Below are 26,395 nucleotides of genomic sequence, written 5' to 3' on the forward strand. Positions count from 1 at the left end.
ACGGATGGCCGACAACCCTTGCACAGGTGACTCGTAGAGGGTTTTCCCCATACATCCATATCGATTCGGTCAACTATCCCCAAACAGCAGTCCCTTGGACAAGGCTGCGATCGTCCGGGACCGCGTTCCGGACGTTCGCGATCAGGCAGGAACGGCCCGGTCGCGCGACGCTCGTTCCTTTACCTACAAGGGATGCCGATGACCCACACCCCCCAGCGCGAACCGATGACCGGCGCAAGACGCGTTGCCCAGATAGCCGTGGCCGCCGGTCTGGTGGCCGCGCTGTCCGCGGCCGGGCCGATACCCCTGGCCTTCTCCGCCGACCAGGCCCCGGCCGCCGCCGACCCCGGCGTGAAGTCCGCCGCCGAGAAGCTCGGTTCCGACGACGCCGACCTCCTCGCCGAGGCCAAGGCCGCCGGCGACAAGAACGTGACGCTGATGGTCGCCACGGCACCCGGTCAGACCGAGCAGGTCGCCGGTGAGCTGGACGCGGTCAAGGGCGGTTCCGTGGGCCTGTCCTACGACAAGCTCGGCTACGTCCGCGCCACCGTCCCGACCGGCAGGGCGGACTCGGCCATCGCCGCCGCCACCAAGCTGTCCTCGGTGCGCGCGATCGACCTGCGCCAGGAGATCGTCCTCGACGACCCGACGCCGACCGCGGACGCCGCCAAGAGCGCGGGCGGCACCACGAGCGCGAAGGCCTACCCCGCGCCGAACAAGAAGACGCCCGCCGAGAACCCGTACAACCCGTCCTTCGAGACGGGCGCCGTCGACTTCGTGGACGACCACCCGAAGGCGGACGGCCGCGGCATCACCATCGGTGTGCTGGACTCCGGCGTGGACCTCGCGCACCCCGCGCTGCAGAAGACCACCACCGGTGAGCGCAAGATCGTCGACTGGGTCACCGCCACCGACCCGATCCTGGACGGCGACGCGAGCTGGCGCGCCATGGTGAACTCGGTCTCCGGGCCCACCTTCACCTACGGCGGCCGCACCTGGACCGCGCCGGCGGGCACCCACTCGATCAACCTGTTCCGCGAGTCGGCCACCGCGGGCGGCGACGCCCAGGGCGACGTCAACCGCGACGGCGACACCACCGACTCCTGGGGCGTGCTGTACGACGCCGCCGCGGGCACGGTCACCGTCGATGTGAACGCCAACGGCGACTTCACCGACGAGACCGCCATGAAGCCGTACAAGGACGGCTACCAGATCGGGTACTTCGGCACCGACGACCCGTCGACCGACGTCGCCGAGCGGCAGCCGTTCGTCGTCGAGGTCCGCAAGGACGTCCCGATGGACCCGTACGGCGGCGACTGGGTCGGCAAGAAGGCCGACTTCGCCAACATCGGTCTCATCGCCAGCGAGCACGGCACCCACGTCGCCGGCATCACCGCCGCGAACGGCCTGTTCGGCGGCGAGATGGACGGCGCGGCCCCCGGCGCGAAGGTCGTCTCCTCGCGTGCCTGCGTCTTCGGCCCCGGCTGCACCAACGTCGCGCTCACCGAGGGCATGATCGACCTCGTCGTCAACCGCGGTGTCGACATCGTCAACATGTCGATCGGCGGCCTCCCGGCGCTGAACGACGGCAACAACGCGCGCGCCGAGATGTACACGCGCCTCATCGACACCTACGGCGTCCAGCTGGTGATCTCCGCGGGCAACGAGGGCCCCGGCGCCAACACCGTCGGCGACCCCGGCCTGGCCGACAAGGTCATCTCGGTCGGCGCGGCCATCTCCAAGGAGACCTGGGCCGCCAACTACGGCTCGCAGGTGACGAAGAAGTACGCGCTGCTGCCCTTCTCCTCGCGCGGCCCGCGTGAGGACGGCGGCTTCACGCCGACCCTGGTCGCCCCGGGTGCCGCGATCAACACCATCCAGACCTGGCTGCCGGGCGCCCCGGTCGCCGACGCGGGCTACACCCTGCCGGCCGGCTACGGGATGCTCCAGGGCACGTCGATGTCGTCCCCGCAGGCCGCGGGCGCCTCGGCGCTGCTGCTGAGCGCCGCCAAGCAGAAGCGGATCGAGCTGACGCCGGCCGACCTGCGCACGGCGCTCACCTCGACCGCCGACCACATCAAGGGCCTCCAGGCCTACGAGGAGGGCGCGGGCGCCATCAACATCGTGGACGCCTGGGACGCCATCGAGGACGGCGCCACCGCCCACGAGTACACGGTCAAGGCCCCGGTCGACACCGCGCTCGACGCCGCGCTGAAGACGCCGGGCTTCGGCACCGGCATCTACGACCGCGAGGGCGGCCTGAAGGCCGGTCAGAAGAAGACGTACGACGTCACCATCACCCGTACGACCGGTGCCGCCAAGGCGATCCGGCACGAGCTGCACCTCGAGAACAACGCGGCCGGCGCCTTCCGGATCCTCGGCTCGGACGAGGTGAAGCTGCCGCTGAACAAGCCGGTGACCGTCAAGATCCAGGCCGCTCCGAAGTCCGCGGGCATCAAGAGCGCGATCCTCGAGGTCGACGACCCGAAGACCGAGGGCACCGACAAGCTGGTCCTGAACACGGTCGTCGTCTCGACGCCGGTGGCGCACACGTTCTCCACGCGGAACACCGTGCAGCGCAACAGCTCGCAGCACTACTTCCTGACCGTGCCCGAGGGCGCGTCGTCGCTGGAGGTCGCGATCGGCGGGCTGAAGGACAAGAGCCAGACCCGGTTCATCTCGATCCACCCGTACGGTGTCGCCGTCGAGGACAGCGCCACCGTCTACTGCTACAACAACTACCTCGACGGCAACGGCTGCCGGCCCGACGCGCGGTCGTACGCCGACCCGCAGCCCGGCGTCTGGGAGATCGAGGTCGAGTCGCGCCGCACGTCGCCGCTGCTCGACAACCCGTACAAGCTGGACGTCACCGTGTTCGGCGCGGCCTTCGACCCGGAGACCGTGACCGTGCCCGAGGCGAAGGTCGGCACCCCGGCCCCCGTCTCGTGGAAGGTGACGAACAACTTCGCCGCCGTCGACGGCAAGCTGGTGGGCGGTCCGCTCGGTTCGTCCAAGCAGGCCCGTCCGACCATCGCGGACCACGAGAACCAGACGACCACGGTCGAGGTGCCCGCGGGCGCCAAGTCCCTGGACGTCTCCATCGGCGGCGTCTCCGACGCCTCCGCCGACCTCGACCTGACCGTGTACGACGCGGCCGGCAACCAGGTCGCGCAGCAGGCCGACGGTGACTCCAACGAGGCGGTGTCCATCCCGTCGCCCGCCGCCGGGACGTACACCATCGAGGTCGCGGGTTACTCCGTGCCGGCCGGCACGACCGCGTACGACTACCTGGACGTGTTCTTCTCGTCCTCGCTCGGCACGGTCGGCGTCGACGAGACGACGCCGGTGAAGCTGGCCACGGGCGCCTCGACGACGGTCGCCGCGACCGTCACCGCCGCGGCCCCCGCGCCGGAGGGCCGGTCCTTCTTCGGCCAGGTCCAGCTGGTGAACGCGCGCGGCACCGTCGCGGGCCTCGGCAGCGTGTCCATCGAGAAGGTCCTGCCGTAGCACCTGGGTGAGCGGTGAGGGGGGCGGCGTCCGGTCGGGCGCCCGCCCCTCGCTCATTCGCAGGCCGTGCCGCTCGCCTCGGGCAGCGCGCGGGCCAGCGCCGCGCGCTCGGCGGCGATGTCGGCCTCGCCGACCGCCCAGACGTCGGGGGCCCCGGACCCCCGTGCGAAGCCGACCAGGACGTGGTCGCCCTCCGCGACCAGCGGGTCCATGTCCCGCTCCATCACGAACTCGACCTCGTCCTGCGTCGACGTCTGCGGCTTGTAGAAGCGGGTCACGTGCAGGGTGACGCGCTCCCGGGAGGTGCCGCGCACCGGGGCGACGTCCGTGACGTCCCCCTCGACCACCAGCCGGGCGCAGGCGAGATAGCCCGGGTCGCCGAGGGAGCTGTCCGACGCACCGGACGCGGCGGACCTCTCGTCGGTGACCGCCTTGTCGGCGCCGCTGGACGAGGCGCTGTCGTTCGCGCCCCCGTCGACCTGGACGAGCAGCCAGCCGCTCCCGACGACCAGCGCACCGGCCGCGGCCACCCCGACCGTCTTCAGGACCAGCGGGAACAGACGCCGCCGGGACGGCCGCAACGGAACGACCACCGGTCGCCGCACGGCTGCCGCCGGCGGCCGGGGCCGGCCCAGGGCATCGGCGAGGACGCCCAGTTGCTCGCGCAGGAGGTCCACGTCGGCCGTCGCGGCCCGGTGCCCGGCCATGAAGGCGGGATCGCTCCGGTCCTCCTCGGACAACGGCGCACCGAGGAGGACGGCCATCAGCGGATCCATACCACCACCACTGCCGTCACCTCCGTCACCTCCGTGACCGCCATGGCCGCCGTCGCCGTCCCGGCCACCGCGGCCACCGCGGCCCTCGCGGGCCTCCCGGGCCTCCCGGGCCTCCTCGTCGAAGTGCTCGTGCTCGTGTTCGGCGGTCATGTCACACCACCTCGTCCTCGTGCAGGCGGGTGCGCAGGGCGCGGACCGCCGTGTGCAGGCGGCTCTTGACCGTGCCCTCGGGGACGCCCAGTTCCTCGGCTATCGAGCGCACCGGCAGGTCGGCGTAGAAGCGCAGGACGACCACCTGGCGCTGGGCGTCGGGGAGGTCGTCCAGGCCCTGGGCGACGGCGAGGGAGAGCACGCTGGTGTCCTCGCCGGAGGGGTGCTCGTGCTGGCGCAGGGAGGCCAGCCGTTCGCCGAGGCGCTCCTGGCGGCGCTTGGCCCGGTGCCAGTCCATCGCGAGGTTGGAGGCGACGACGGCCGCCCACGCCGAGACGTCCCGCGGCGCCTCGTCCCCCTTGGCGGCACGTTCCAGCAGCCGCAGGCGGACCTGCTGCACCCCGTCCGGCAAGTCCGCCTGCGGTACCCCGCCGAGCGCGAGCACCGCCCGCACCCGGCGTTCCTGCGCCGCGTCCAGGGGATCACCGTGCGCGGTGTCCTCCCCCGGTCCGCGGCGGGCCTTTCTGCGCAGCACAGACACCCCTCCCCTCCCCGCGTCACCTCTACGACGCCGTGGCCCACGGAAACGTTCGGCCCGGTGCCGGGAAATCGTTCGGAGGCGTACGTCACACCGCCGCGCCGGGCAGCACAGCTTGCGGCGGGGAGCCCTCGCGGGGCGAATTCCTCCAGCTCAGCGGGGGTGTGGACGGGAGTTCCGGAACCGCGCGGGGCTGCGGGGTGTCCCAGTCCTCGGGCATGCCGGCCAAAGAATTGGACAGGCAGGCCCATGTCGGCCGCATCATGGAAAAGCCTCGGCCAGGCATTACGCACGTAGAAGCAGAGACAGAGGAGTCGCCGTGAGGGTCGGAATCGTCGGAGCCACCGGTCAGGTCGGCACGGTCATGCGCAGGATCCTCAAGGAGCGAAACTTCCCGGTCACCGAGCTGCGCCTGTTCGCCTCGGCCCGTTCCGCGGGGACCGAGCTGGACGGCGTGACGGTCGAGGACGCGTCGACCGCCGACTACACCGGCCTCGACATCGTGCTGTTCTCCGCCGGTGGCGCGACCTCGAAGGCGCTGGCCGAGAAGGTCGCCTCGCAGGGCGCCGTCGTGATCGACAACTCCTCGGCCTGGCGCCGGGACCCCGAGGTGCCGCTGGTCGTCTCCGAGGTGAACCCGCACGCGATCGCGAACCGCCCCAAGGGCATCATCGCCAACCCGAACTGCACCACGATGGCCGCGATGCCGGTCCTCAGGCCGCTGCACGCGGAGGCGGGCCTGGAGGCCCTGGTGGTCGCCACCTACCAGGCGGTGTCGGGCTCCGGCCTCTCGGGCGTCGCGGAGCTGCACGGCCAGGCGCAGAAGGTCGTCGCCGAGGCCGACCGGCTCACCCATGACGGCGAGGCCGTCGACTTCCCGCAGCCGCAGGTCTACAAGCGGCCGATCGCCTTCAACGTCATCCCGCTGGCCGGCTCGATCGTCGACGACGGCCTGAACGAGACGGATGAGGAGCAGAAGCTCCGCAACGAGTCCCGCAAGATCCTGGAGATCCCCGAGCTGAAGGTCTCCGGCACCTGTGTGCGCGTCCCGGTGTTCTCCGGCCACTCCCTCCAGGTCAACGCCCGTTTCGCCCGCCCGATCAGCGCCGAGCGCGCCACCGAGCTGCTCGCGGACGCCGAGGGCGTGGTCCTCACCGACATCCCGACCCCGCTCCAGGCGGCCGGCAAGGACGCGTCGTACGTGGGCCGTATCCGCCAGGACGAGACCGTGGACAACGGCCTCGCCCTGTTCGTCTCCAACGACAACCTGCGCAAGGGCGCGGCCCTGAACGCGGTGCAGATCGCGGAGCTGGTGGCGAAGGAGCTGACGGAGCCGAAGGGCTAGTCAGCCCCTGGTGGCCTCCGCGGCCACCTCGTAGAGGTAGCAGCCGTACTCGACGGCCCGGACGTGGACGAACGCCACGGCCGGGTCGTCGAACGCTTCCCGGAAGGCCCGTGTGAACGCCTCCGGCGTGGGGTCCTCGACGAGCCGGCCGCCCAGGATGCGGCCGTCGGCGGAGTAGCGGCGGACCGTGCGGTGCGCGTTCGTGAAGGGCAGCGCCCCGCCGTCCGGGCCGGGGCAGGGGTCGGCGTGGACGAAGACGGGGCCCTGTTCGTCGTACGCCCCGGGGTCCGTTCCCGCGGCGGCGGACCGGCGGCGCAGGGGGGCGTAGGAGACGAGGGCGATCCGCTCACCCGGTGTGCCGCGGCGCAGGCAGCAGCGCAGCGGGGCGCCGCCCTCCTCGTCGGTGAACGGCGTCGTGGGGCGTCCGGCGTCGTCGGTGACGCGGAGTTCCGCCAGGGCGCCGGGGGTGATGGGGCGGGCGGTGTACGCCGTGGTCGCGGTGGTGGTCGTCATGCGTTCCAGGTTCACGCGTCGCGGGCCGTCCCCACCGGCGGGTTCCGGACATCGCGCACATCTCACCTTCCCGGTCTGCCGGGGTCGTGATCCGGCGTACGGTCGTCTCGATCTCAACTTTCAGGAGGTGAGCGTGGCCTGGACCGACGCAGGGTCCCGCCCCGGCGGTGAGGTGACCGTGGAGGGCCTCATCGACGACATCGGACGCGGGGCGGCGGAGCTGTCGCCCGGGGAGCCCGCCGCGCTGTACGCCGGGGTGGCCCGGCTGGCGGCCTCCGTGGACCGGCTGCGGCGGGTGGCCCGGACGGCGCGCGACGCGGCGGCGGACGACAATCACGGGTACGGCGAGCCGGGCGTCGGCCCGCCCGAACTCGCGCTGCCGGAATCCGCTTTCGCCGCGCTCACCGAGACGCACCGCCGTGCGGTCCTGGTCCACTGCTACCGCATGACCGGCTCCTACGACGACGCCGAGGACCTCGTCCGGGAGACCTTCCTGCGGGCCTGGCGGGCCCGGGACACCTTCCGGGCCGGGGCGAGCGTACGGACCTGGCTGTACCGGATCGCCACCAACGCCTGCCTGGATCTGCTGCGCCGCACCGCGCGCCGCCCCCACGACTACGAGCCGCTGCCCGGCACGAGCGGCCACGCCGGTGAGCCGCCCGCGCGGGTCGCCTGGCTCCAGCCCTACCCGGACGACGAGTTGCCGGAGGCGGACCAGGACCCCGGCGTGCCGTACGGCACGCTGGAGTTGCCGCTCCTCGTGGCCCTGCAGCACCTTCCGCCGCGGCAGCGGGCCGCGCTGATCCTGCGGGACGTGCTCGGGCTGAGCCCGGGCGAGGCCGCCGAGACGCTCGACCTGACACCGGTCTCGGTCGACGGCGCCCTGCGACGGGCCCGGCCCGCCCTGCGCGACCTGCTGTCGGACGGGCGGACCCGGGAGTCGCCCGAGACGGAAGCAGCCGTCCTCGCCCGGTACACGGCCGCCGTCGCGGCCCTCGACCTTGCCTCCCTGGGCGGGCTGCTCGCCGACCACGTCCTGTTCACCGCACCGCCGAACCCGTCCTGGTGCCGGGGCCGGGAAGCCGTCCTGGCCTTCCTGCGGCCGGGCATGGACGTGGCCTCCCCCGCCTTCCCCGGCCACTGGCGGCACCTGCCCGCCCGCGCCAACGGGCAGCCCGCGGCCGGGGGTTACCTCCGGCGGCCCGGTACGAACGTCCACCGCGCCCAGACCCTCGACGTGCTGCGGGTCGAGGGCGGGCGGATCGTGGAGATCACGTCCTTCGAGCCGCATCTCCTCCCGGCCTTCGGCCTGCCCCTGCGGCTGTGAACGCTCCCCCGGCACGGCGAAGGGCGCCCGGCCGGACACCGGGCGCCCCTCACCACCGTACGAACCGTACGGACGACTGCCGCTAGCGCGCGTCCGCGGCCTGGGCCTTCAGGGCGCGCTCCACGCCCGAGCGGGCCTCGGAGACGAGGCGGCGCAGGGCCGCGTTCGGCTCGGCCGAGGTCAGCCAGGCGTCCGTCTTGCGCAGGGTCTCCTCGGAGACCTGGACGGCCGGGTAGAGGCCGATCGCGATCTGCTGGGCGATCTCGTGCGAGCGGGAGTCCCAGACGTCCTTGACGACGTCGAAGTACCTGTCCGTGTACGGCGCCAGCAGCTCGCGCTGGTCCGTCTGCACGAAGCCGCCGATGACGGCCTCCTGGACGGCGTTGGGCAGCTTGTCGGACTCGACGACCGACGCCCACGCCTCCGCCTTGGCCTCGGCCGTCGGACGGGCGGCGCGGGCGGTCGCCGCGTGCCGCTCGCCGGCCGCGGTCCTGTCGCGCTGGTACTCGCCGCCGATCTCCGCCTCGTCGAACCGGCCGACCGCCGCGAGGCGCTGTACGAACGCCCAGCGCAGCTCGGTGTCGACGGCGAGGCCCTCGATCGTCTGCGTGCCCTCCAGCAGTGCCTCCAGCAGGTCCAGCTGCTCCGGCGTACGGGCCGTGGCCGCGAAAGCCCGCGCCCACGCCAGCTGGTGGTCGCTGCCGGCGTCGGCGGTGCGCAGGTGTGCCAGCGTGGCGTCGGTCCAGCGGGTCAGCAGGGCCTCGCGGGCGGCCGGGTCGGCGTACAGGTCGACCGCGAGCTTGACCTGGCGGTGCAGGGACTGCACGACACCGATGTCGGACTCCTTGCCGATGCCGGACAGCACCAGGGACAGGTAGTCGCGGGCGGGCAGTTCGGCGTCGCGGGTCATGTCCCAGGCGGACGCCCAGCACAGGGCGCGCGGCAGGGACGCCTCGAAGTCGCCGAGGTGCTCGGTGACGAAGGCGAGGGACTGCTCGTCGAGGCGGACCTTGGCGTACGACAGGTCGTCGTCGTTGAGCAGGACGACGTCCGGCCGCCGCTTGCCGACCAGCTGCGGTACGGCCGTCAGCTCGCCGTCCACGTCCAGTTCGACGCGCTCCCCGCGCACCAGCTTGCCGCTCGCCTCGTCCAGGTCGTACAGGCCGACGGCGATGCGGTGCGGACGCAGCGTCGGCTCGCCCTTGGCTCCGGCGGGCAGCGCGGGGGCCTCCTGGCGGATCGCGAAGGAGGTGAAGACGCCGTCGGCGTCGGTCTCGATCTCGGGGCGCAGGATGTTGATGCCGGCGGTCCGGAGCCACTTCTCCGACCAGGTGCCCAGGTCGCGGCCGGAGGTCTCCTCCAGCGCGCCCAGCAGGTCGGACAGGCGGGTGTTGCCGAACGCGTGCCGCTTGAAGTACGCCTGCACGCCCGCGAAGAACGCGTCCATGCCGACGTACGCCACGAGCTGCTTCAGGACGCTGGCGCCCTTGGCGTAGGTGATGCCGTCGAAGTTGACCAGGACGTCGTCCAGGTCACGGATCTCGGCCATGATCGGGTGGGTGGACGGCAGCTGGTCCTGCCGGTAGGCCCAGGTCTTCATGGAGTTGGCGAACGTCGTCCAGGAGTGCGGCCACCGGCTGTCCGGGGAGTACGCCTGGCACGCGATGGAGGTGTAGGTGGCGAACGACTCGTTCAGCCACAGGTCGTTCCACCACTCCATGGTGACGAGGTCGCCGAACCACATGTGGGCCAGCTCGTGCAGGATCGTCTCGGCCCGCACCTCGTACGCCGCGTCGGTCACCTTGGACCGGAAGACGTACTGGTCGCGGATGGTGACCGCGCCCGCGTTCTCCATGGCGCCCGCGTTGAACTCCGGCACGAACAGCTGGTCGTACTTCTTGAACGGGTACGCGTAGTCGAACTTCTCCTGGAACCAGTCGAAGCCCTGCCGCGTGACCTCGAAGATCGCGTCCGAGTCGAGGAACTCGGCGAGCGAGGGCCGGCAGTAGATGCCGAGCGGCACACTCTGCCCGTCCTTCTCGTACACGCTGTGCACGGAGTGGTACGGGCCGACGATCAGCGCGGTGATGTACGTGGAGATGCGCGGGGTCGGCTCGAACACCCAGACGTCGCCCTTGGGCTCCGGCGTCGGCGAGTTGGAGACGACCGTCCAGCCGCTCGGCGCCTTCACCGTGAACTGGAAGGTCGCCTTGAGGTCCGGCTGCTCGAACGAGGCGAAGACGCGGCGGGCGTCCGGCACCTCGAACTGGGTGTAGAGGTAGGCCTGCTCGTCGACCGGGTCGACGAACCGGTGCAGCCCCTCACCCGTGTTGGTGTAGGCGCAGTCGGCGACGACGCGCAGGATGTTGCGGCCCTCCAGGAGGCCGGACAGGGCGATCCTGGAGTCGGCGAACACCTCGTGCGGGTCGAGGACGTCCCCGTTGAGCGTCACCTCGTGGACGGTCGGCGCCACCAGGTCGATGAAGGACTCGGCGCCTCCCCCGCTCCCGGCTCCGCCCGAGCCGGAGGGGCCCTCGGCCGCGACGTCGAAGCGCACCGTCGTCACGGACCGGTAGGTCCCGCCCTCTTGCGCACCGGACAGGTCGAGTTCGATCTCGTACGAGTCAACGGTGAGCAGCTTCGCCCGCTGCTGCGCCTCTTCGCGAGTCAGGTTTGTGCCAGGCACGCGGTCATCTCCTCGTTATGTGTCGGTTGCGTCATCCTTCCACGGCGGCGCCGCGTCGGGCGACGACCTTCTCCGGCGCTTCCCGGCGGCCGTCCACGACCGGGGTGACCTCGGCACGGCGTGGGGTGAGCTGTCCTGCCACCGTCGCTCCGAACGCCAGTGCCATCCCGACCAGTTGCAGGGCCGTCAGCGCCTCGCCGAGGGCCGCCCAGCCGACCACGGCGGCGGTCAGCGGGGAGAGCGGCGCGAGGAAGGTGACCTGGGTGGCGCTGAGCCGGCCGAGCCCGCGGAACCACAGCCAGTACGCGACCGCCGTGCCCGCCAGGGCCAGGTAGAGGTAGCCGCCGACGGCCGCGCCGTCCAGGGCGGGCGGGGCACCCTCGACCAGGAGGGCGAGGGGTGCGATGAGCAGGCCGCCGATGGTGAGCTGCCAGCCGGCGAGCGCCAGCGGGCCGACCCCGGCGGGGCTGCCCCACTTCTTGGCCAGGACGAGACCGGCCGACATCGAGGCCGTGGAGGCGACCGCCGCCGCCAGTCCGACCGCGTCCAGTCCCCCGGTCGCCTTCAGCACGACCAGGCTGACGCCGAACGCGGCCACCACGCCGGTCAGCAGGGTGCGGGCGGCGGGCCGCTGACCGAGCAGCAGTGCCGAGAGCGCGACGACGAACAGCGGTCCGGCCGAGCTGACGACGGCCGCCATGCCGCCGGGCATCCGGTAGGCGGCGAGGAACAGGAGCGGGAAGAAGGCGCCGATGTTGAGGGCGCCGAGCACCGTCGCCTTCCCCCACCAGGCGCCACGGGGCAGCACCCGTACGAGGGCGAGCAGCAGCAGGCCGGCCGGCAGGGCTCGCGTGAGGGCGGTGAACAGCGGGCGGTCGGCCGGCAGGAACTCGGTGGTGACGGCGTAGGTGGTGCCCCAGGAGAGGGGGGCGAGGGCGGTGAGCAGAACGGTTGCGGCCCGGTTCATGACCGGCACCCCTCTCGGAAAGGGTTCAGCTGGGCGCGGTTTAGCTTGGTGATGATTAGCTTAGCGCTAAGCAACTTGTCGTCAAGCTACTTTCTTGCGGGTGACCGGAACCGCGCGGATACTCCCCGCATGAGTGCACAGCGCAAGGACCCCGTCGACGCGATCGTCGAGCAGTGGGCGGCCGAACGGCCCGACCTCGACACCACCGCCATGGAGGTCTTCGGCCGCGTCTCGCGGCTCGCCCGCGCGATGGGCGACCGCATGGAGAAGGCCTATGCGGGCCTCGGGATCTCGCGCGGCGAGTTCGACGTGCTGGCCACCCTGCGCCGCTCCGGCGAGCCGTACGCCCTCTCGCCCCGGCAGCTGTCGGCGACGCTGATGCTCACCACCGGCGGCATGACCGGCCGCCTCGACAAACTGGAACGGGCCGGACTCCTGCGCCGCTCCCCCGACCCGCACGACCGCCGTGGCCTCCAGGTGACCCTCACCGACCAGGGCATGGCCGTGGTCGAGGAGGCGGTCGGCGCGGGTCTCGCCGTCCAGACGGAGGCCCTGACGGCGGCCCTGGACGCCGAACGGGCCGGCCAACTGGCCGGCCTGCTGAGAGAACTGCTGCTGGCGACAGAGCGGTAGGCACCGAACGGAGACCGGGGCCCCGGGGCTCGCTGTGGCGGCCGACCGCACCGCGACCACGGACACGGAACTCCCGGCTCAGGGACCGTACGACGCGCGAGGGACTCCCGGCTCAGGAGCCGTGCGACGCGCGAGGGACTCCCCGCTCAGGGACCATACGACGCGCGAGAGACTCCCGGCTCAGGGACCGTACGACGCGCGAGGGCGCCGTCTCCGGCGTCGTACGGCGGTGTGCGCGTACGGCGGTCGGGGACGGCGCCCTCGAGAGGTGTGCCGGGCGGGAGGGGTCAGCCGGCCTTGGCGGCCTTGCCCTTCACCGTGATGTTGGAGCTGGTGGTGTCGCCGCGGTCCTTCGAGCGGTCCAGCACCCACACCAGGGCGGCGATGACCACGAACAGGCCGATCGGCGCCACCACATAGAGGCCCAGCGTCTCGATGACGCTGAGGCCCTGACCGGGGTCGTCGCCGTCGTCGCGGGTCAGCGCGAGCGCGGGGGACGACATGAGCAGCATCATCAGCGTCGTACCGGCAGCCAGGGCGCCGGCGCGCAGGGCGTTCTTCTTGTCCACGGTGCCCAAGTTAGCGAACCGCGTTCGGGCGCGCGCGTCCGGGGTGCCGTACGAGGCACGGACGTCCCCGGCAGCCCCCGTCACTCCCCTTCCCGCAGCACCTCCATCAGCGCGTGCAGTCTCGGGGACGCCGCCAGTTCCTCCAGCGTCACCGGCCGGCCCTCGGCGTCCGCGATCGGCAGGCGCCAGTTCGGGTACTGGTCCCAGGTGCCGGGGAGGTTCTGCGGGCGGCGGTCGCCGACGGTGTCCGGGAGCCAGACGCCGATCATGCGGGCCGGGGTGCGCAGCAGGAACCGGTGGACGGCCTGGATCTCGGCCTCCTCCGAGGAGGTGTCGGCGCCCCCGCCGGTGCCCTGGAGGAGGTCCAGCCGGGAGAGGACGTCGAGCCACTCGCCGGTGTCGGCGGCGGCCTCCGCGCGTTCCTCCTCCAGCGGGCGGTTCAACAGGTCCAGCCGGTGGCGGAGTTCGACGTGTTCGCCGGTGAGGCGGGCGGCGGTGGAGGGCAGGTCGTGGGTGGTGGCGGTGGCGAGGCAGTCGGCGCGCCAGTGGTCGGGGGCCAGCGGGCGGCCGTCGCCGTCCCAGTCGCGCTCGAACCACAGGACGGAGGTGCCGAGCACCCCGCGTTCGCGCAGGGCCTCGCGCACGCCGGGTTCCACGGTGCCGAGGTCCTCGCCGATCACCACCGCGCCGGCCCGGGAGGCCTCCAGGACCAGGAGGGCGAGCATGGCCTCGGCGTCGTAGCGGACGTAGGTGCCCTCGGTGGGCGGTTCGCCCTGGGGGACCCACCAGAGCCGGAACAGGCCCATCACATGGTCGATGCGCAGGGCTCCGGCGTAGCGGAAGAGGGCGCGCAGCAGGCGGCGGTAGGGGGCGTAGCCGGACTCGGCGAGGCGGTCGGGGCGCCACGGGGGCAGGCCCCAGTCCTGGCCGCGGGCGTTGAAGGCGTCCGGGGGCGCGCCGACCGACATGCCGGCCGCGAGGTGGTCCTGCTGGGCCCAGGCGTCCGCGCCGCCGGGGTGCACGCCGACCGCGAGGTCGTGCACGATCCCGAGGGGCATGCCGGCCTCGCGCGCGGTGCGCTGGGCGGCGGTGAGCTGGGTGTCGGTGAGCCAGGCCAGCCGGGAGTGGAAGTCGACGCGGTCCATCAGCTCCAGGCGGGCGCGGGCGGTCTCGGCGGAGCGCGGGTCGCGCAGCCCCTCCGGCCACCGGTGCCAGTCGGAGCCGTGCACCTCGGCGAGCGCGCACCAGGTGGCGTGGTCCTCCAGGGACTGGCCCTCGCGGGCGAGGAAGTCGCAGTAGGCGGCGCGCCGGCCCGGCCCGAGCGGCACGGCGGCGATCAGCTCCAGCGCCTCCCGCTTCAGCTCCCACACCGCGTCCCGGTCGATCAGGGCGCCCTTGTCGAGGACGGTTTCGCGCAGCCGCGCGGCCCGTTCCCGCAGCCCCCGCACCCGCTCGGGGTCGGTGACGTACGCGAACTCTGGGATGTCCTCGATCCGCAGGTGCACCGGGTCGGGGAAGCGGCGCGAGGAGGGCCGGTACGGGGAGGGGTCGGTGGGGGCGCCGGGCACGGCCGCGTGCAACGGGTTGACCTGCACGAACCCGGCGCCCAGCGCCCGCCCGGCCCAGCCGGTCAGCTCGGCGAGGTCCCCGAGGTCGCCCATGCCCCAGGAGCGGTGGGACAGCAGCGAGTAGAGCTGGACGAGGAGGCCGTAGGAGCGTCCCGCGGGCGTCGGCAGCCGGGGCGGGGCCACGACGAGGTGGGCGTCGGCGGTGCGGCCGTCGGGCGCGGTCGCGGTCACCGTGTGGACGCCCGGCGGGAGTTGCTCGAGGGAGGTGCGGGTGTCGCCCTGCTCGGTCTCGATCAGCAGGCGGGTGCCCTCGGGGAGGGCGGCGAGGGCGTCGGGCTCGTCGCCCTCGCCGCTCCAGCGGACCACGGTCGGCGGCAGCAGCCGCCCGGCCAGTTCGCGTTCCCGGTCGGCCAGCGCGGCGCGGGTCGCCTCCGGGGTGCCCGCGTCCACGCCGAGGGCGGCCAGGACGCGGGTGACGGCGGTGGCCGAGGCGGTGACCGTGCGGTCCGGGGACGGCCGGAAGGAGACGGCCACGCCGTGCAGGGCGGCGAGCCGGGTGAGGTCCTCTCCGAGGGGTTCGGTCATCTACGGCCTCGTGAAGTCGGAGTCCGCGGCGGCGAGCGGCGGTTCGCTGGTGAGGGGCTCGGCGTCGGGCAGCGGGGGTTCGCTGGTCAGCGGGGCCTCGGCACGGCCGCCCTCCGCGCTGCACACGTACAGGTGGGGTTCTTCGGTGTAGGCGGACGGCGCCGCCGGGCGTTTGGAACGGTTCGGGAGCAGCTGGTGTGCCGGTGCGACCACGGTGGCCTCCTTGTCGGGGACGGCGCCTTCGCGGGGGTTGCGCGGCGGCGTCGTACGGCGCCCGGGCGGCGCCTGACGGTGTCTGGCGGGTTACCGCAAAAGCCCTACCCAGCGGGCGCGGCCGCAGACGTCCCCGTAGCGGACAACACGCATCTCGTCACATTCCACACCCGGACATTCTCCCCAATCCCGGGTGATTACGGCAGAGCGCGCGCCGCTCGGTTTCCCGCGTGAACCGTCGGCGCCGGACCGGCCGGCGAAGCGGGTGTGAGCCTGTTCCGCCCCATGAGGGGTGATGGGGAGGGCGACACGGACGCGGCGCCGCTGCGGTCCAATGACGACGAGGCCGCCCGCGTCGACCTCCGCGAGCGGCGGGCCGCCCGCTCCCCCTCGTGTCGATGGCGGCGGACGAGCGCCGGGTCAGGCTGTCGGCGCACTTCGCCACGGCGGGCGACCGCGATCCGGACGGGGTGCCCGCGCCGTGACCGGCGGGACCCTGCTGTACGCCCGTTCCCGGGCCCTGCCCCGGGCGCCGGCCGCGCTCACCGGGGCGGTCGCCGTCGACGGTCGGGCGGCGCTGTGGACGGACACCACCCCCGATCCGGGGCCCGGATGCGGACCCTGGTCGCCCTGGTCCCGCTGCCGGCCGCCGCGGTGGTCGGCGGCGGCCTGCGCGTCCCCTCGACGAGCTGGACCGTACGGCGGTACGGCCCTGGTGGCCCCGTCGGCTTGGCCCACCTGCTGGGCCCCACCGCCCTGGCGGGCGCGCTGCCGGCGCTCACCGTCCTCGACGAGGGTCTCGCCCTCGGCCCCGCGCCCGTGCTTCGCAACCTGCTGGAAGCTGCTGGAACCTGCTGGGCGCCCCGGCGTCGCGGACGCCGCGGCCGTCCTGCTGGGCGCCCCCCTGAGCCGGCTGCCGGTCCTCGGCCACGTCGGCGCGGTGATCCCGGCGGCGCTCGGGGTGGGCGGCCGGGCGGTCTCGGTGTGGGCCGGCCGGCGCCCGGCCGTGGGCATGGCTGACCGCGGTTGGCGCGATTCTGCTGGGTGCGGCCCTGTACGCGGCACGCGGCGCCCACCCGGAGCACGTACGCGGTGAGCCGCGCCGCAAGGCCCCGTGGCGCCGGCCACGGGGCATGCAAAAGCCCGGATCGGTTCAGGCGGAAATGCCGTCGATCCGGGCCAGGGCGTCGTCCGCGCCGTACGGTTGCAGGTACGGCAGCCAGCGCGGGTCCCGATGGCCGGTCCCGATGATGCGCCAGGCCAGACCGGTGGGCGGGGCGGGTTTGTGCCGCAGCCGCCAGCCGATCTCGACGAGGTGGCGGTCGGCCTTGACGTGGTTGCAACGACGGCAGGACGCCACGACGTTGTCCCACACGTGCTTGCCCCCGCGGCTGCGCGGGATGACGTGGTCGACGCTGGTTGCGACGCCACCGCAGTACATGCACCGGCCTCCGTCGCGGGCGAAGAGCGCCCGGCGGGTGAGCGGAACGGGCCCCCTGTAGGGAACCCGGACGAATCGCTTGAGCCGGACCACGCTGGGTGCGGGGACTGTGACGGTCGCGCTGTGCAGGAAGGCGCCGGACTCCTCCAGGGAGACCGCCTTGTTCTCCAGAACGAGGACGAGCGCGCGGCGGAGCGGTACGACGCCGAGCGGCTCGTACGACGCGTTCAGGACCAGGACATGCGGCACGGATGCCTCCTCGGGCGTCGGCGGCGCGTGGCTCGCGCCGGGACGATCTGACGTCAGTCTCTCCTCTTGCCTGGTGGACGCGCCACCATGTCCCGGTAACGGGCTGGGAGTGTTTTCGACCACACCCGGATACATCCCCCGCGCCCCCGCCTGTTCAAGCGCAGGTGAACACGGTCCCTCCTTCACACATCCCGCCGAGGCACACACGATGCCCCGTTAGTGTGGGGCTCCTGCCCCACCGGTGACCTTTTCGTGACCTGGACCACCTTGACCGCAACGCCGGAGGGAGCAGCGCCGCACCTGGAGGTACCTGCCGTGTCCTTGTCCGCCGTCCTGCCGGCCGCCGGCTCGTCGCCCACCCCGACCCCTTCGGAGTCGCCGACCGCCGTGACCGTCCCGTCGCTCCAGGACGCCCAGGAGAGCGCGACGAACGCCGCCGGCTGGGTCGAGGAGAACTGGACGACGTGGCTCGCGATCGGTCTGCGCGTCCTGCTGGTCCTGGTGATCGCGGCGATCCTGAGAGTGGTGGTGCGGCGGGCCATCACCAAGCTCATCGACCGGATGAGCCGCTCGGTCCCGTCGGCCGACGGCGGCTCGACGCTGGGCGGGCTGCTGGTCAACGTCGAGCGTCGCCGGCAGCGGTCGCAGGCGATCGGCTCGGTGCTGCGCTCGGTGGCGAGCTTCCTGATCCTCGGCACCGCCGCCCTGATGGTCCTCGGCACCTTCGAGATCAACCTGGCCCCGCTGCTGGCGTCCGCCGGTGTCGCAGGCGTCGCGATCGGTTTCGGTGCCCGGAACCTGGTCACGGACTTCCTGTCCGGCGTGTTCATGATCCTGGAGGACCAGTACGGCGTCGGCGACCAGATCGACTCGGGTGTCGCCTCCGGCGAGGTCATCGAGGTCGGCCTGCGCGTGACCAAGCTGCGTGGTGACAACGGCGAGATCTGGTACGTCCGCAACGGCGAGGTCAAGCGGATCGGGAACCTGTCGCAGGGCTGGGCGACGGCCGGGGTGGACGTCACGGTCAAGGCGTCCGAGGACCTGGACCGCGTCAAGGCCACCCTCGTCGAGGTCGCCGAGAAGATGAACCGGGAGGAGCCCTGGAACGAGTTCCTCTGGAGCCCGATCGAGGTGCTCGGCCTGGAGAGCGTCCTGATCGACTCGATGGTGGTCCGCGTCTCCGCGAAGACGATGCCCGGCAAGTCCCTGACCGTCGAGCGCGAGCTGCGCTGGCGGATCAAGCGCGCCTTCGACGCGGCGGACATCCGCATCGTCGGCGGCGCCACCGTCCCGCCGGAGGAGGACCCCGCCCTCGATCCGACGGCCGGGGTGGCCGCCCCGTCGGTCTACGCCAACACGACCTCCCCGCAGTCCGCGGCGGCTTCCCCGCTGACGCCCCTGACCCCGCCGGGGACGGCGAAGTAGCGGAACCCGGAACTACTCCTCGCGGGACACGGCGCCTGCGCCCCTCCCCGGGGATTGGCCGCCCTCCACCAGCCGGACGAGCTGGCACAGGGCGACGAAGCCGCTGCCCGGGGGCAGGCGGAAGCCGTGCCTGCCGGGCTGCCGCCTGTCGTCCCTGCCCCTCTGTTCCTCGCCGCCGCGGATGTCCAGCCGTACGCCGCCCGTGGTCCCGTCGCGGGACACCGTGGCCCGCACGAACCGCCAGGAGCGCAGCGGGCGCCACCGGAAGCGGAGTTCACCGGCAGGCGTTTCCTCGACGCCCGAGGTGCGTCCGGACGCGAGCAGTGCCGCCTTGAAGCGGTCGCGGTCCTCGGGGCGCCAGGTCCTCCCCGGGAGGGTCAGCGTCTGGGTGTCGTCGTCCGCGTGCACGGTGACCGGGAGGCCGCTGCCGCGGGCCCGGCGGGCCAGGTCGGCGCACTGTGCGACGGCGGCGAGCAGGGCCAGGGCCACCACGCCCGGCCCGACGACGAGGGACTCGGCGGCGTTGCGCCAGGTGACCCCGTCCTTCCACACGGGGATCAGGCACAGCGCCATGAGCAGGAGCAGCCCGCTGTCCGTGAGGACGACGCGGCAGCGAGCAGGAGTCTTCGGTCCACGAGCCGTATCCAAGAGCATCGAGCCGTGTGGCGCACTCCCCCGCGTGATCCCGCACCTCCCTTGACGCCTCCCGGCCGACGGGCTTACCTTCCGTGCACCGAACAGGAAACCTTCCTAACAGTGATCATGAGAAGCTGGGCGGTCGAGAGAGGCAGGTGCAGACCCATGGCAGGAACCGCCGGTACGCCGGGTACCCCGCGCGTCCTGCGCGCCATGAACGACCGTGCCGCCCTCGACCTCCTGCTGGCACACGGCCCCCTGTCGCGCACCCGGATCGGCAAGCTCACCGGCCTGTCCAAGCCGACCGCCTCCCAGCTCCTGGCCCGTCTGGAGGCGGCGGGCCTGGTCCTGGCCACCGGCACCACCGAGGGACGGCCGGGACCCAACGCCCAGCTGTACGAGGTCAACCCCGCCGCCGGTCACGCCGCGGGCCTCGACGTCACCCCCGAACGCGTCCTCGCCGCCGTCGCCGACATCACGGGCCGCACGGTGGGCACGTACGAGGTGCCCGCGCCCGGCAGGAAGACCGCGGGGGCCGTCGTACGGCAGGTCACCGAGGCGCTGGACGGCGCGGTGAAGGCCGCCGGGCTCGCCCGGGACGACGTGCGACGGCTGGTCGTCGCCACGCCGGGCGCCTTCGACCCCACCACCGGCCGGCTGCGCTACGCCTCCCACCTGCCCGGCTGGCACTCCCCCACCCTGCTCGACGACCTCGCGGCGGCCCTGCCGATGCCGGTCGAGTACGAGAACGACGTCAATCTCGTGGCCGTGGCCGAACAGCGCCTCGGCGCGGCCCGCGGGCACGAGGACTTCGTGCTGCTGTGGAACGAGGGCGGCCTCGGCGCCGCCCTCGTGCTCGGCGGCCGGCTGCACCGCGGCTGGACCGGCGGCGCGGGCGAGGTCGGCTTCCTGCCCGTACCGGGCGCGCCCCTGGTCCGGCAGGTCACCAGGGCCAACAGCGGCGGCTACCAGGAACTGGCCGGTTCGCAGGCCGTACCGAAGCTGGCCCGCGAACTCGGCGTCACCGGCATCCCCTCGGGGCCGTACGCCGAGACCGCGGCCGCCCTCGTCGCACGGGCCGCCGCCGAGGAGGACGGCCCGCTGCGGGAACTGCTCGGCACCTACGCGACCCGGCTCGCGACCGGTCTCGCCTCCCTCGTCTCCGTCCTCGACCCCGAACTCGTCGTCCTCAGCGGCGCCTCCCTGACCGCCGGCGGCGAGGTGCTGCGCGCCCTGGTCCAGGCCGAACTGGAGGAGCTGGCCGCGTCCCGGCCGAAGCTGGTCGTCGGCGATGTCACCGAACGGCCCGTGCTGCGCGGCGCGCTGGAGAGCGCGCTGGCGGCCACCCGCGACGAGGTCTTCGACACCTCGCGCTGACCCACCCCGCACGCCCACACCCCGTCACCCTCATCGCCACGCCCGTCCCTGGGAGGCCCCGTCATGCCCACACGCATCCCCGAAACGGCCCGGAAAGCGGCCTTCGCCCTGACCGCGTCCCTGGCCCTGCTCGCCACCGCCTGTACCGGTCAGGCCTCCTCCGGCGCCGACGACGACGCCTCGAAGGAGACCACCCTCACCTTCTGGCACGCCTGGAGCGCGCCCGGCGAGGTGAAGGCCGTGAAGGACCTGGTCGCCGGGTTCGAGAAGGGGCACCCCGACATCCGGGTGAACGTGGTCGGCAACATGACCGACGACAAGATCAACCAGGCGCTGCGCGCGGGCGGCTCGAAGGCGCCCGACGTCATCTCGTCGTTCACCACCAACAACGTCGGCAGGTTCTGCTCGTCGGGTGCCCTGGTCGACCTCAACCCCTTCTTCGAGAAGGCGGACATCGACCCGGAGACGACGTTCCCGAAGGCCATGAACCAGTACACCCAGTTCGAGGGCGACCGCTGCGCGGTCCCGCTGCTGGGCGACGCCTACGGCCTCTACTACAACAGGACCGCCTTCGAGAAGGCGGGGATCAGCGGCCCGCCCAGGACCTGGTCCGAGTTCGAGACCGTCGCGAAGAAGCTGACGATCCCCCAGGGCGACACGTACGAGCAGCTCGGGTTCATGCCGAACTACCACGGCTGGGAGACCACGACCGAGCACTACCTGGGCCAGTTCTCACCGACGTACTTCGACCAGGACGGCAGGTCCACCGTGGCCACCGACCCGGCCGTCGAAGCCGGTCTCGTCCTCCAGAAGAAGCTCGTCGACTCCCTGGGCGGCTACCGGAAGCTGGAGAGGTACCGGGCCGGCCTCGGTGACGAGTGGGGTCCCAAGCACCCCTTCCACACCGGCCAGGTGGCCATGCAGCTGGACGGCGAGTGGCGCCTCGGCATGGCCCTGGACGCCAAGCCGGACTTCGAGATCGGCGTCGCCCCGCTGCCCGTCCCCGACGACCAGGCCGACCAGTACGGCAAGGGCTACATCACCGGCACCATCGCCGGCATCGCCGCCACCAGCCGGAAGCAGAACGCGGCCTGGGAACTGGTGAAGTACATGACGACCGACACGGACGCGGTCGTCGACTTCTCCAACGCCATCCACAACGTGCCCTCGACGCTCGCCGCCCTCAAGTCGCCCGAACTGAAGTACGACCCGCGCTTCAAGACCTTCCTCGACATCGCCGCCCACCCGAACTCCAGCACCTCCCCGGCCTCCGTCAACGGCGGCGTGTACCTCTCGACGCTCCAGCAGCTCGGCTTCGACTACGAGAGCGGCAAACTCAAGGACCTCAAGGACGGCCTGCGGAAGACGGCCGCGCAGATCGACACGGACATCGCGCAGGCGAAGTAGCCGTGAGCACCCCGACGCCGAAGTCGAACACGCTGAGGTCGAAGCGCCGCCGGTCGGCGCTGCGCACCGCCGCCTTCCTGTCGCCGTGGCTGATCGGCTTCACGGTGTTCTTCGCCTACCCGCTGCTGTCCACGGTCTACTTCTCGTTCATGCACTACGACGGCTTCAAGCCGCCGACCTGGGCCGGGACGAGGAACTGGACCTACGTCTTCGAGCACTACCCCTACTTCTGGCCCGCGCTGCGCAACACCCTGTGGCTGGTCCTGGTGATGGTCACCCTCCGGGTCGTCTTCGGGCTCGGCGTCGGCCTCCTCATCACCAGGATCAAAACCGGTACGGGCGTCTTCCGCACCCTCTTCTACCTGCCCTACCTCGCCCCGCCGGTCGCGGCCACCATGGCCTTCGCCTTCCTGCTCAACCCCGGCACCGGCCCGGTCAACTCGCTCCTGGAAGGCATCGGCATACCGGCACCCGGCTGGTTCAACGACCCCGCATGGTCCAAGCCGGCCCTCACCCTGCTCGCCCTGTGGGGCGTCGGGGACCTGATGGTCATCTTCATGGCCGCACTGCTCGACGTACCCAAGGAGCAGTACGAGGCGGCGGAACTGGACGGCGCCTCGGCATGGCAGCGGTTCCGGTTCGTGACGCTGCCGAACATCTCGCCGATCGTCATGTTCGCCGTCGTCACCGGGGTCATCCAGACGATGCAGTACTACACGCAGCCGCTGGTCGCCGGGAAGGTCGCCTCGGGCGTGATCCAGGGCGCGGGCACCCTGTTCGAGCCCGGCTACCCGGACAGGTCGACGCTCACCCTCCCCCAGCTCGTCTACAACCTCGGCTTCCAGCGCTTCGACTACGGTTCGGCCTGCGTGGTCGCCCTGGTCCTCTTCGCCCTGTCGATGGCGTTCACCGCGTTGCTGATGCGGCGCCGGGGCGGGCTCATCCAGGCAGGTGACTGACCCATGACCCAAGTCCTCGACAAACCGGTGGAGTCGCCCGCCGCCACCCCGGCGGAACGCACCGCACGCCGCCGGGCCCTGCTGGAGTGGATCGCCGTCCACTCCCTCGGCGTGGCCGCCGCCCTCTTCTTCACCCTCCCCTTCGTGTTCGTGCTCCTCACCTCCCTGATGAGCGACTCGCAGGCCCTCAGCCGGGACCTGATCCCGGACCCCTGGCAGTGGGAGAACTACCGGCGCGTCCTCGACACCCCCGGCTTCCTCACCTGGTGGCGCAACACCCTCCTGTACGCCGGCCTCGGCACCGTCCTGACGGTCGTGTCGTCGCTCCCGGTGGCGTACGCGCTCGCCAAGTTCCGCTTCCGGGGGCGCAATGCGACGCTGATGCTCGTCATCTCGATGATGATGCTGCCGCCCCAGGTCGTCGTGATCCCGATGTACCTGTTCTGGGCCAAGCAGCTGGACCTGTCCGGCACGCTGTGGCCACTGATCGTCCCCATGGCGTTCGGCGACGCCTTCTCCATTTTCCTGCTGCGGCAGTTCCTGACCACCATCCCGAACGAGTACATCGACGCGGCCAAGGTCGACGGCTGCGGCGAACTGCGCACCCTGCTGCGGGTGGTGATCCCGATGGCCAGGCCGGGCATCGCCGCCGTCGCCCTCTTCCAGTTCTTCTACGCCTGGAACGACTACTTCGGCCCCCAGATCTACGCCTCCGAGAACCCCGGCGCCTGGACACTCAGTTACGGCCTGGAATCCTTCAAGGGAGCGCACCACACCGACTGGAACCTCACCATGGCCGCCACCCTGCTGGTCATGGCCCCCGTGATCCTCGTGTTCTTCTTCGCGCAGAAGGCGTTCGTCGAGGGCGTCACCCTGACCGGAGTGAAGGGTTAGCCCGGACATGAAACTCACCGTGGTCGGCGGAGGCTCGACCTACACACCCGAACTGATCGACGGCTTCGCCCGTCTGCGGGACACCCTGCCGATCGAGGAACTGGTCCTCGTCGACCCGGCCGCCGACCGGCTCGAACTCGTCGGCGGACTCGCCCGCCGCATCTTCGCCCGGCAGGGCCACCCCGGCCGGATCGTCACCACCGCCGACCTCGACGCCGGAGTCGACGGCGCCGACGCCGTCCTGCTCCAGCTCCGCGTCGGCGGCCAGGCCGCCCGGCAGCAGGACGAGACCTGGCCCCTGGAATGCGGCTGCGTCGGCCAGGAGACCACCGGCGCCGGCGGCCTCGCCAAGGCGCTGCGCACCGTCCCCGTGGTCCTCGACATCGCCGACCGGGTCCGCCGCGCCAACCCCCGCGCCTGGATCATCGACTTCACCAACCCGGTCGGCATCGTCACCCGCGCCCTGCTCCGGGCCGGGCACCGGGCGGTCGGCCTGTGCAACGTGGCCATCGGCTTCCAGCGCAGGTTCGCCGGGCTGCTGGACGTCACCCCGTCCGAGATCCACCTCGACCACGTGGGCCTCAACCACCTCACCTGGGAGACGGCGGTACGCCTCGGCGGCCCCGAGGGCGAGGACGTCCTGCCCGCGCTGCTGACCGGCCACGGCGACGCGATCGCCGCCGACCTGCACCTGCCACGCCCCCTGCTGGACCGGCTGGGTGTCGTCCCGTCCTACTACCTGCGCTACTACTACGCCCATGACGAGGTCGTCCGAGAGCTGCGCACGAAGCCGTCCCGGGCGTCCGAAGTGGCCCGGATGGAACAGCAGTTGCTGGAGATGTACGGCGACCCGGCCCTGGACGAGAAGCCCGCGCTGCTGGCCCGGCGGGGCGGCGCCTACTACTCCGAGGCCGCCGTGGACCTCGCGGCCGCGCTGCTCACCGGCTCCGGCAGCCCCTACCAGGTCGTCAACACGTACAACGACGGCACGCTGCCCTTCCTGCCCGACGACGCGGTGATCGAGGTCCAGGCGGCGGTCGGCCCCAAGGGCGCCACCCCGCTGCCGGTGACGCCGGTCGACCCGCTGTACGCCGGCCTCACGGCGAACGTCACCGCCTACGAGGACCTCGCCCTCGACGCGGCGCTGCGCGGCGGCCGCGACCGCGTCTTCCGGGCCCTCCTCGCCCATCCCCTGATCGGCCAGTACGCGTACGCCGAGACGCTGACCGACGAACTCCTCGCACACAACCGGGAGCATCTCGCGTGGGCCTGACCGCAAGTGTCCTCGCCATCGACGCGGGCAACAGCAAGACCGACGTCGCGGTCGTGGCGGCCGACGGGGAGGTCCTCGCCACGGCCCGCGGCGGCGGCTTCCGGCCGCCCGCGGTGGGCGTGGAGCCGGCCATGGACGCCCTCGCGGACGCCGTCACGCGCGCGTACGCCGCCGCGGGCGTCCGCTCCGTGACCCATGTCTCGGCGTGCCTCGCCAACGCCGACCTGCCGGTCGAGGAGGAACAGCTGGCGGCGGCGCTGCACGCGCGCGGGTGGGGCGAGACCGTCGAGGTCCGCAACGACACCTTCGCGATCCTGCGGGCCGGCGTCGCCGAACCCCGGGGTGTGGCCGTCGTCTGCGGTGCCGGCATCAACTGCGTCGGCATGCGCCCCGACGGCCGCACCGCCCGCTTCCCCGCGCTCGGGCGGATCTCCGGCGACTGGGGCGGCGGGTGGGCCCTCGCGGAGGAGGCCATGTGGCACGCCGCCCGCGCCGAGGACGGCCGGGGTCCCTCCACCGCCCTCGCGCACACCCTCCCGGCCCACTTCGGCCTGCCCACCGTGTACGCCCTCATCGAGTCCCTCCACCTGGAACGCCTCCCCCCGCCCCGCCGCCACGAGCTGACCCCGGTCCTCTTCGCGACGGCCTCCGGCGGTGACGCGGTCGCGCGTGCCCTCGTCGACCGCCTCGCCACGGAGGTCGTCAGCATGGCCACGGTCGCCCTGACCCGCCTGGACCTCCTGGAGGAGGAGACCCCGGTCCTCCTGGGCGGAGGAGTCCTGACAGCGGGCCACCACCAACTGGACGAGACGATCGGTGAACTGCTGGCGGCCGGCGCCCCGAAGGCGGTCCCGAGGGTGGTACGCCAACGCCCGGTCCTGGGAGCGGCGCTCCTGGGCCTGGACCGGGTGGGAGCGGGCCCGGAACCGCGGGAAAGGACCCGCTCCCACTTCGACACGTGACCGGCGCGGGTACGGAGACCGCGCAACCCGGCGCCCCCGGGACGCCGGGTCGCGCCCACCCGTGCCCCACCCGGGCAGCACACACACCCACGACTGGACGCACCTGAACACCGTGCTCACCCACGGGCCCGACGGCCCCCGGCCCGACAGAACCCGCAGCCCCGCGGACCGGACGCTCCCCACTCCGTCACCGCACCGACCCCAAGGGGCGCGGGGAACTGCGCGACCAGCCACGACGCACCCACACCCGACCACAACCCCGCCCACCCCACCGCACGCCACCCCGGGCAGCACACACACCCACGACTGGACGCACCTGAACACCGTGCTCACCACGGGCCCGACGGCCCCCGGCCCGACAGAACCCGCAGCCCCGCGGACCGGACGCTCCCCAC

21 protein-coding genes are annotated in these 26,395 nt (G+C 72.5%); 11 read left to right on the plus strand and 10 right to left on the minus strand.

Features of this window, described 5'->3' with window-relative positions; genetic code table 11:
- Positions 1 to 198 precede the first annotated feature (198 nt).
- Entirely contained in the window at positions 199 to 3,507 is a 3,309-nt protein-coding gene (locus BM536_RS12090; RefSeq protein ID WP_094103111.1) for a S8 family serine peptidase, read from the plus strand.
- A 53-nt stretch (positions 3,508 to 3,560) separates the two neighbouring features.
- Here the strand turns inward: BM536_RS12090 and BM536_RS41745 are convergent, their stop codons facing one another.
- Entirely contained in the window at positions 3,561 to 4,433 is an 873-nt protein-coding gene (locus BM536_RS41745) for a hypothetical protein (protein WP_079274892.1), read from the minus strand.
- A 1-nt stretch (position 4,434) separates the two neighbouring features.
- Positions 4,435 to 4,968 (minus strand): sigma-70 family RNA polymerase sigma factor, encoded by a 534-nt coding sequence (locus tag BM536_RS12100; RefSeq protein WP_094102913.1) that lies wholly within the window; start codon positions 4,966 to 4,968, stop codon positions 4,435 to 4,437.
- 322 nt (positions 4,969 to 5,290) lie between these two features.
- On the opposite strand from BM536_RS12100, the gene BM536_RS12105 reads away from it, so the two are divergent.
- Positions 5,291 to 6,316 carry an aspartate-semialdehyde dehydrogenase gene (locus tag BM536_RS12105; RefSeq protein ID WP_073491561.1) on the plus strand — a complete coding sequence of 342 codons (1,026 nt, stop codon included), beginning with the start codon at positions 5,291 to 5,293 and terminating at the stop codon, positions 6,314 to 6,316.
- Here BM536_RS12105 and BM536_RS12110 read toward each other — a convergent pair whose 3' ends face one another.
- A complete protein-coding gene (locus tag BM536_RS12110; protein WP_094102914.1) occupies positions 6,317 to 6,829 on the minus strand; it encodes a DUF1203 domain-containing protein in 513 nt (170 codons plus the stop codon). It lies immediately after the preceding gene.
- A 133-nt stretch (positions 6,830 to 6,962) separates the two neighbouring features.
- Here BM536_RS12110 and BM536_RS12115 point away from each other — a divergent pair, with 133 nt between their 5' ends.
- Positions 6,963 to 8,156: an RNA polymerase subunit sigma-70 gene (locus BM536_RS12115; protein WP_245873462.1), complete on the plus strand. Its 1,194-nt coding sequence runs from the start codon at positions 6,963 to 6,965 to the stop codon at positions 8,154 to 8,156.
- Positions 8,157 to 8,238: 82 nt separating this feature from the next.
- Here BM536_RS12115 and pepN read toward each other — a convergent pair whose 3' ends face one another.
- Both pepN and BM536_RS12125 read right to left on the minus strand, forming a co-directional pair.
- A complete protein-coding gene (pepN, locus tag BM536_RS12120) occupies positions 8,239 to 10,842 on the minus strand; it encodes an aminopeptidase N (RefSeq protein ID WP_073491560.1) in 2,604 nt (867 codons plus the stop codon).
- A gap of 31 nt (positions 10,843 to 10,873) precedes the next feature.
- Complete coding sequence (locus BM536_RS12125; RefSeq protein ID WP_073491590.1) at positions 10,874 to 11,809, minus strand: EamA family transporter; 936 nt, start codon at positions 11,807 to 11,809, stop codon at positions 10,874 to 10,876.
- A 129-nt stretch (positions 11,810 to 11,938) separates the two neighbouring features.
- Here BM536_RS12125 and BM536_RS12130 point away from each other — a divergent pair, with 129 nt between their 5' ends.
- Positions 11,939 to 12,442 (plus strand): MarR family winged helix-turn-helix transcriptional regulator, encoded by a 504-nt coding sequence (locus tag BM536_RS12130; RefSeq protein WP_073491559.1) that lies wholly within the window; start codon positions 11,939 to 11,941, stop codon positions 12,440 to 12,442.
- Positions 12,443 to 12,729: 287 nt separating this feature from the next.
- Here BM536_RS12130 and BM536_RS12135 read toward each other — a convergent pair whose 3' ends face one another.
- The 4 genes from BM536_RS12135 to BM536_RS12150 form a co-directional block, all read right to left on the minus strand.
- Complete coding sequence (locus BM536_RS12135; protein WP_073491589.1) at positions 12,730 to 13,011, minus strand: hypothetical protein; 282 nt, start codon at positions 13,009 to 13,011, stop codon at positions 12,730 to 12,732.
- An 80-nt stretch (positions 13,012 to 13,091) separates the two neighbouring features.
- On the minus strand, positions 13,092 to 15,164 hold the full coding sequence (gene malQ, locus BM536_RS12140) for a 4-alpha-glucanotransferase (protein ID WP_094102916.1): 2,073 nt from the start codon (positions 15,162 to 15,164) through the stop codon (positions 13,092 to 13,094).
- Positions 15,165 to 15,377 (minus strand): hypothetical protein, encoded by a 213-nt coding sequence (locus BM536_RS12145; RefSeq protein ID WP_073491558.1) that lies wholly within the window; start codon positions 15,375 to 15,377, stop codon positions 15,165 to 15,167.
- 1,153 nt (positions 15,378 to 16,530) lie between these two features.
- A complete protein-coding gene (locus tag BM536_RS12150; RefSeq protein WP_067244152.1) occupies positions 16,531 to 17,067 on the minus strand; it encodes an HNH endonuclease in 537 nt (178 codons plus the stop codon).
- 315 nt (positions 17,068 to 17,382) lie between these two features.
- On the opposite strand from BM536_RS12150, the gene BM536_RS12155 reads away from it, so the two are divergent.
- Positions 17,383 to 18,492, plus strand: coding sequence for a mechanosensitive ion channel family protein (locus BM536_RS12155; RefSeq protein ID WP_073491556.1), 1,110 nt, complete (start codon positions 17,383 to 17,385; stop codon positions 18,490 to 18,492).
- Between the two features lie 12 nt (positions 18,493 to 18,504).
- On the opposite strand, the gene BM536_RS12160 is transcribed toward BM536_RS12155, so the two are convergent.
- A complete protein-coding gene (locus tag BM536_RS12160) occupies positions 18,505 to 19,146 on the minus strand; it encodes a hypothetical protein (protein ID WP_211362870.1) in 642 nt (213 codons plus the stop codon).
- A 147-nt stretch (positions 19,147 to 19,293) separates the two neighbouring features.
- Between BM536_RS12160 and BM536_RS12165 the strand changes: the two genes are divergently transcribed.
- From BM536_RS12165 to BM536_RS12190, 6 genes are all read left to right on the plus strand, one after another.
- The gene (locus BM536_RS12165) at positions 19,294 to 20,505 is read left to right on the plus strand and encodes an ROK family transcriptional regulator (RefSeq protein ID WP_073491554.1); all 1,212 of its coding nucleotides are present in this window, start codon (positions 19,294 to 19,296) and stop codon (positions 20,503 to 20,505) included.
- 63 nt (positions 20,506 to 20,568) lie between these two features.
- Entirely contained in the window at positions 20,569 to 21,912 is a 1,344-nt protein-coding gene (locus BM536_RS12170) for an ABC transporter substrate-binding protein (protein WP_079274890.1), read from the plus strand.
- A gap of 2 nt (positions 21,913 to 21,914) precedes the next feature.
- The gene (locus tag BM536_RS12175) at positions 21,915 to 22,871 is read left to right on the plus strand and encodes a carbohydrate ABC transporter permease (RefSeq protein ID WP_073491553.1); all 957 of its coding nucleotides are present in this window, start codon (positions 21,915 to 21,917) and stop codon (positions 22,869 to 22,871) included.
- A gap of 3 nt (positions 22,872 to 22,874) precedes the next feature.
- A complete protein-coding gene (locus BM536_RS12180; RefSeq protein ID WP_073491552.1) occupies positions 22,875 to 23,765 on the plus strand; it encodes a carbohydrate ABC transporter permease in 891 nt (296 codons plus the stop codon).
- A 7-nt stretch (positions 23,766 to 23,772) separates the two neighbouring features.
- A complete protein-coding gene (locus BM536_RS12185) occupies positions 23,773 to 25,038 on the plus strand; it encodes a 6-phospho-beta-glucosidase (RefSeq protein WP_094102918.1) in 1,266 nt (421 codons plus the stop codon).
- Positions 25,029 to 26,000 carry an N-acetylglucosamine kinase gene (locus BM536_RS12190; protein ID WP_094102919.1) on the plus strand — a complete coding sequence of 324 codons (972 nt, stop codon included), beginning with the start codon at positions 25,029 to 25,031 and terminating at the stop codon, positions 25,998 to 26,000. The genes BM536_RS12185 and BM536_RS12190 overlap by 10 nt, the downstream gene beginning before the upstream one ends.
- Positions 26,001 to 26,395 lie beyond the last annotated feature (395 nt).

Source organism: Streptomyces phaeoluteigriseus, from assembly GCF_001896135.2.
GTDB lineage: Bacteria > Actinomycetota > Actinomycetes > Streptomycetales > Streptomycetaceae > Streptomyces > Streptomyces phaeoluteigriseus.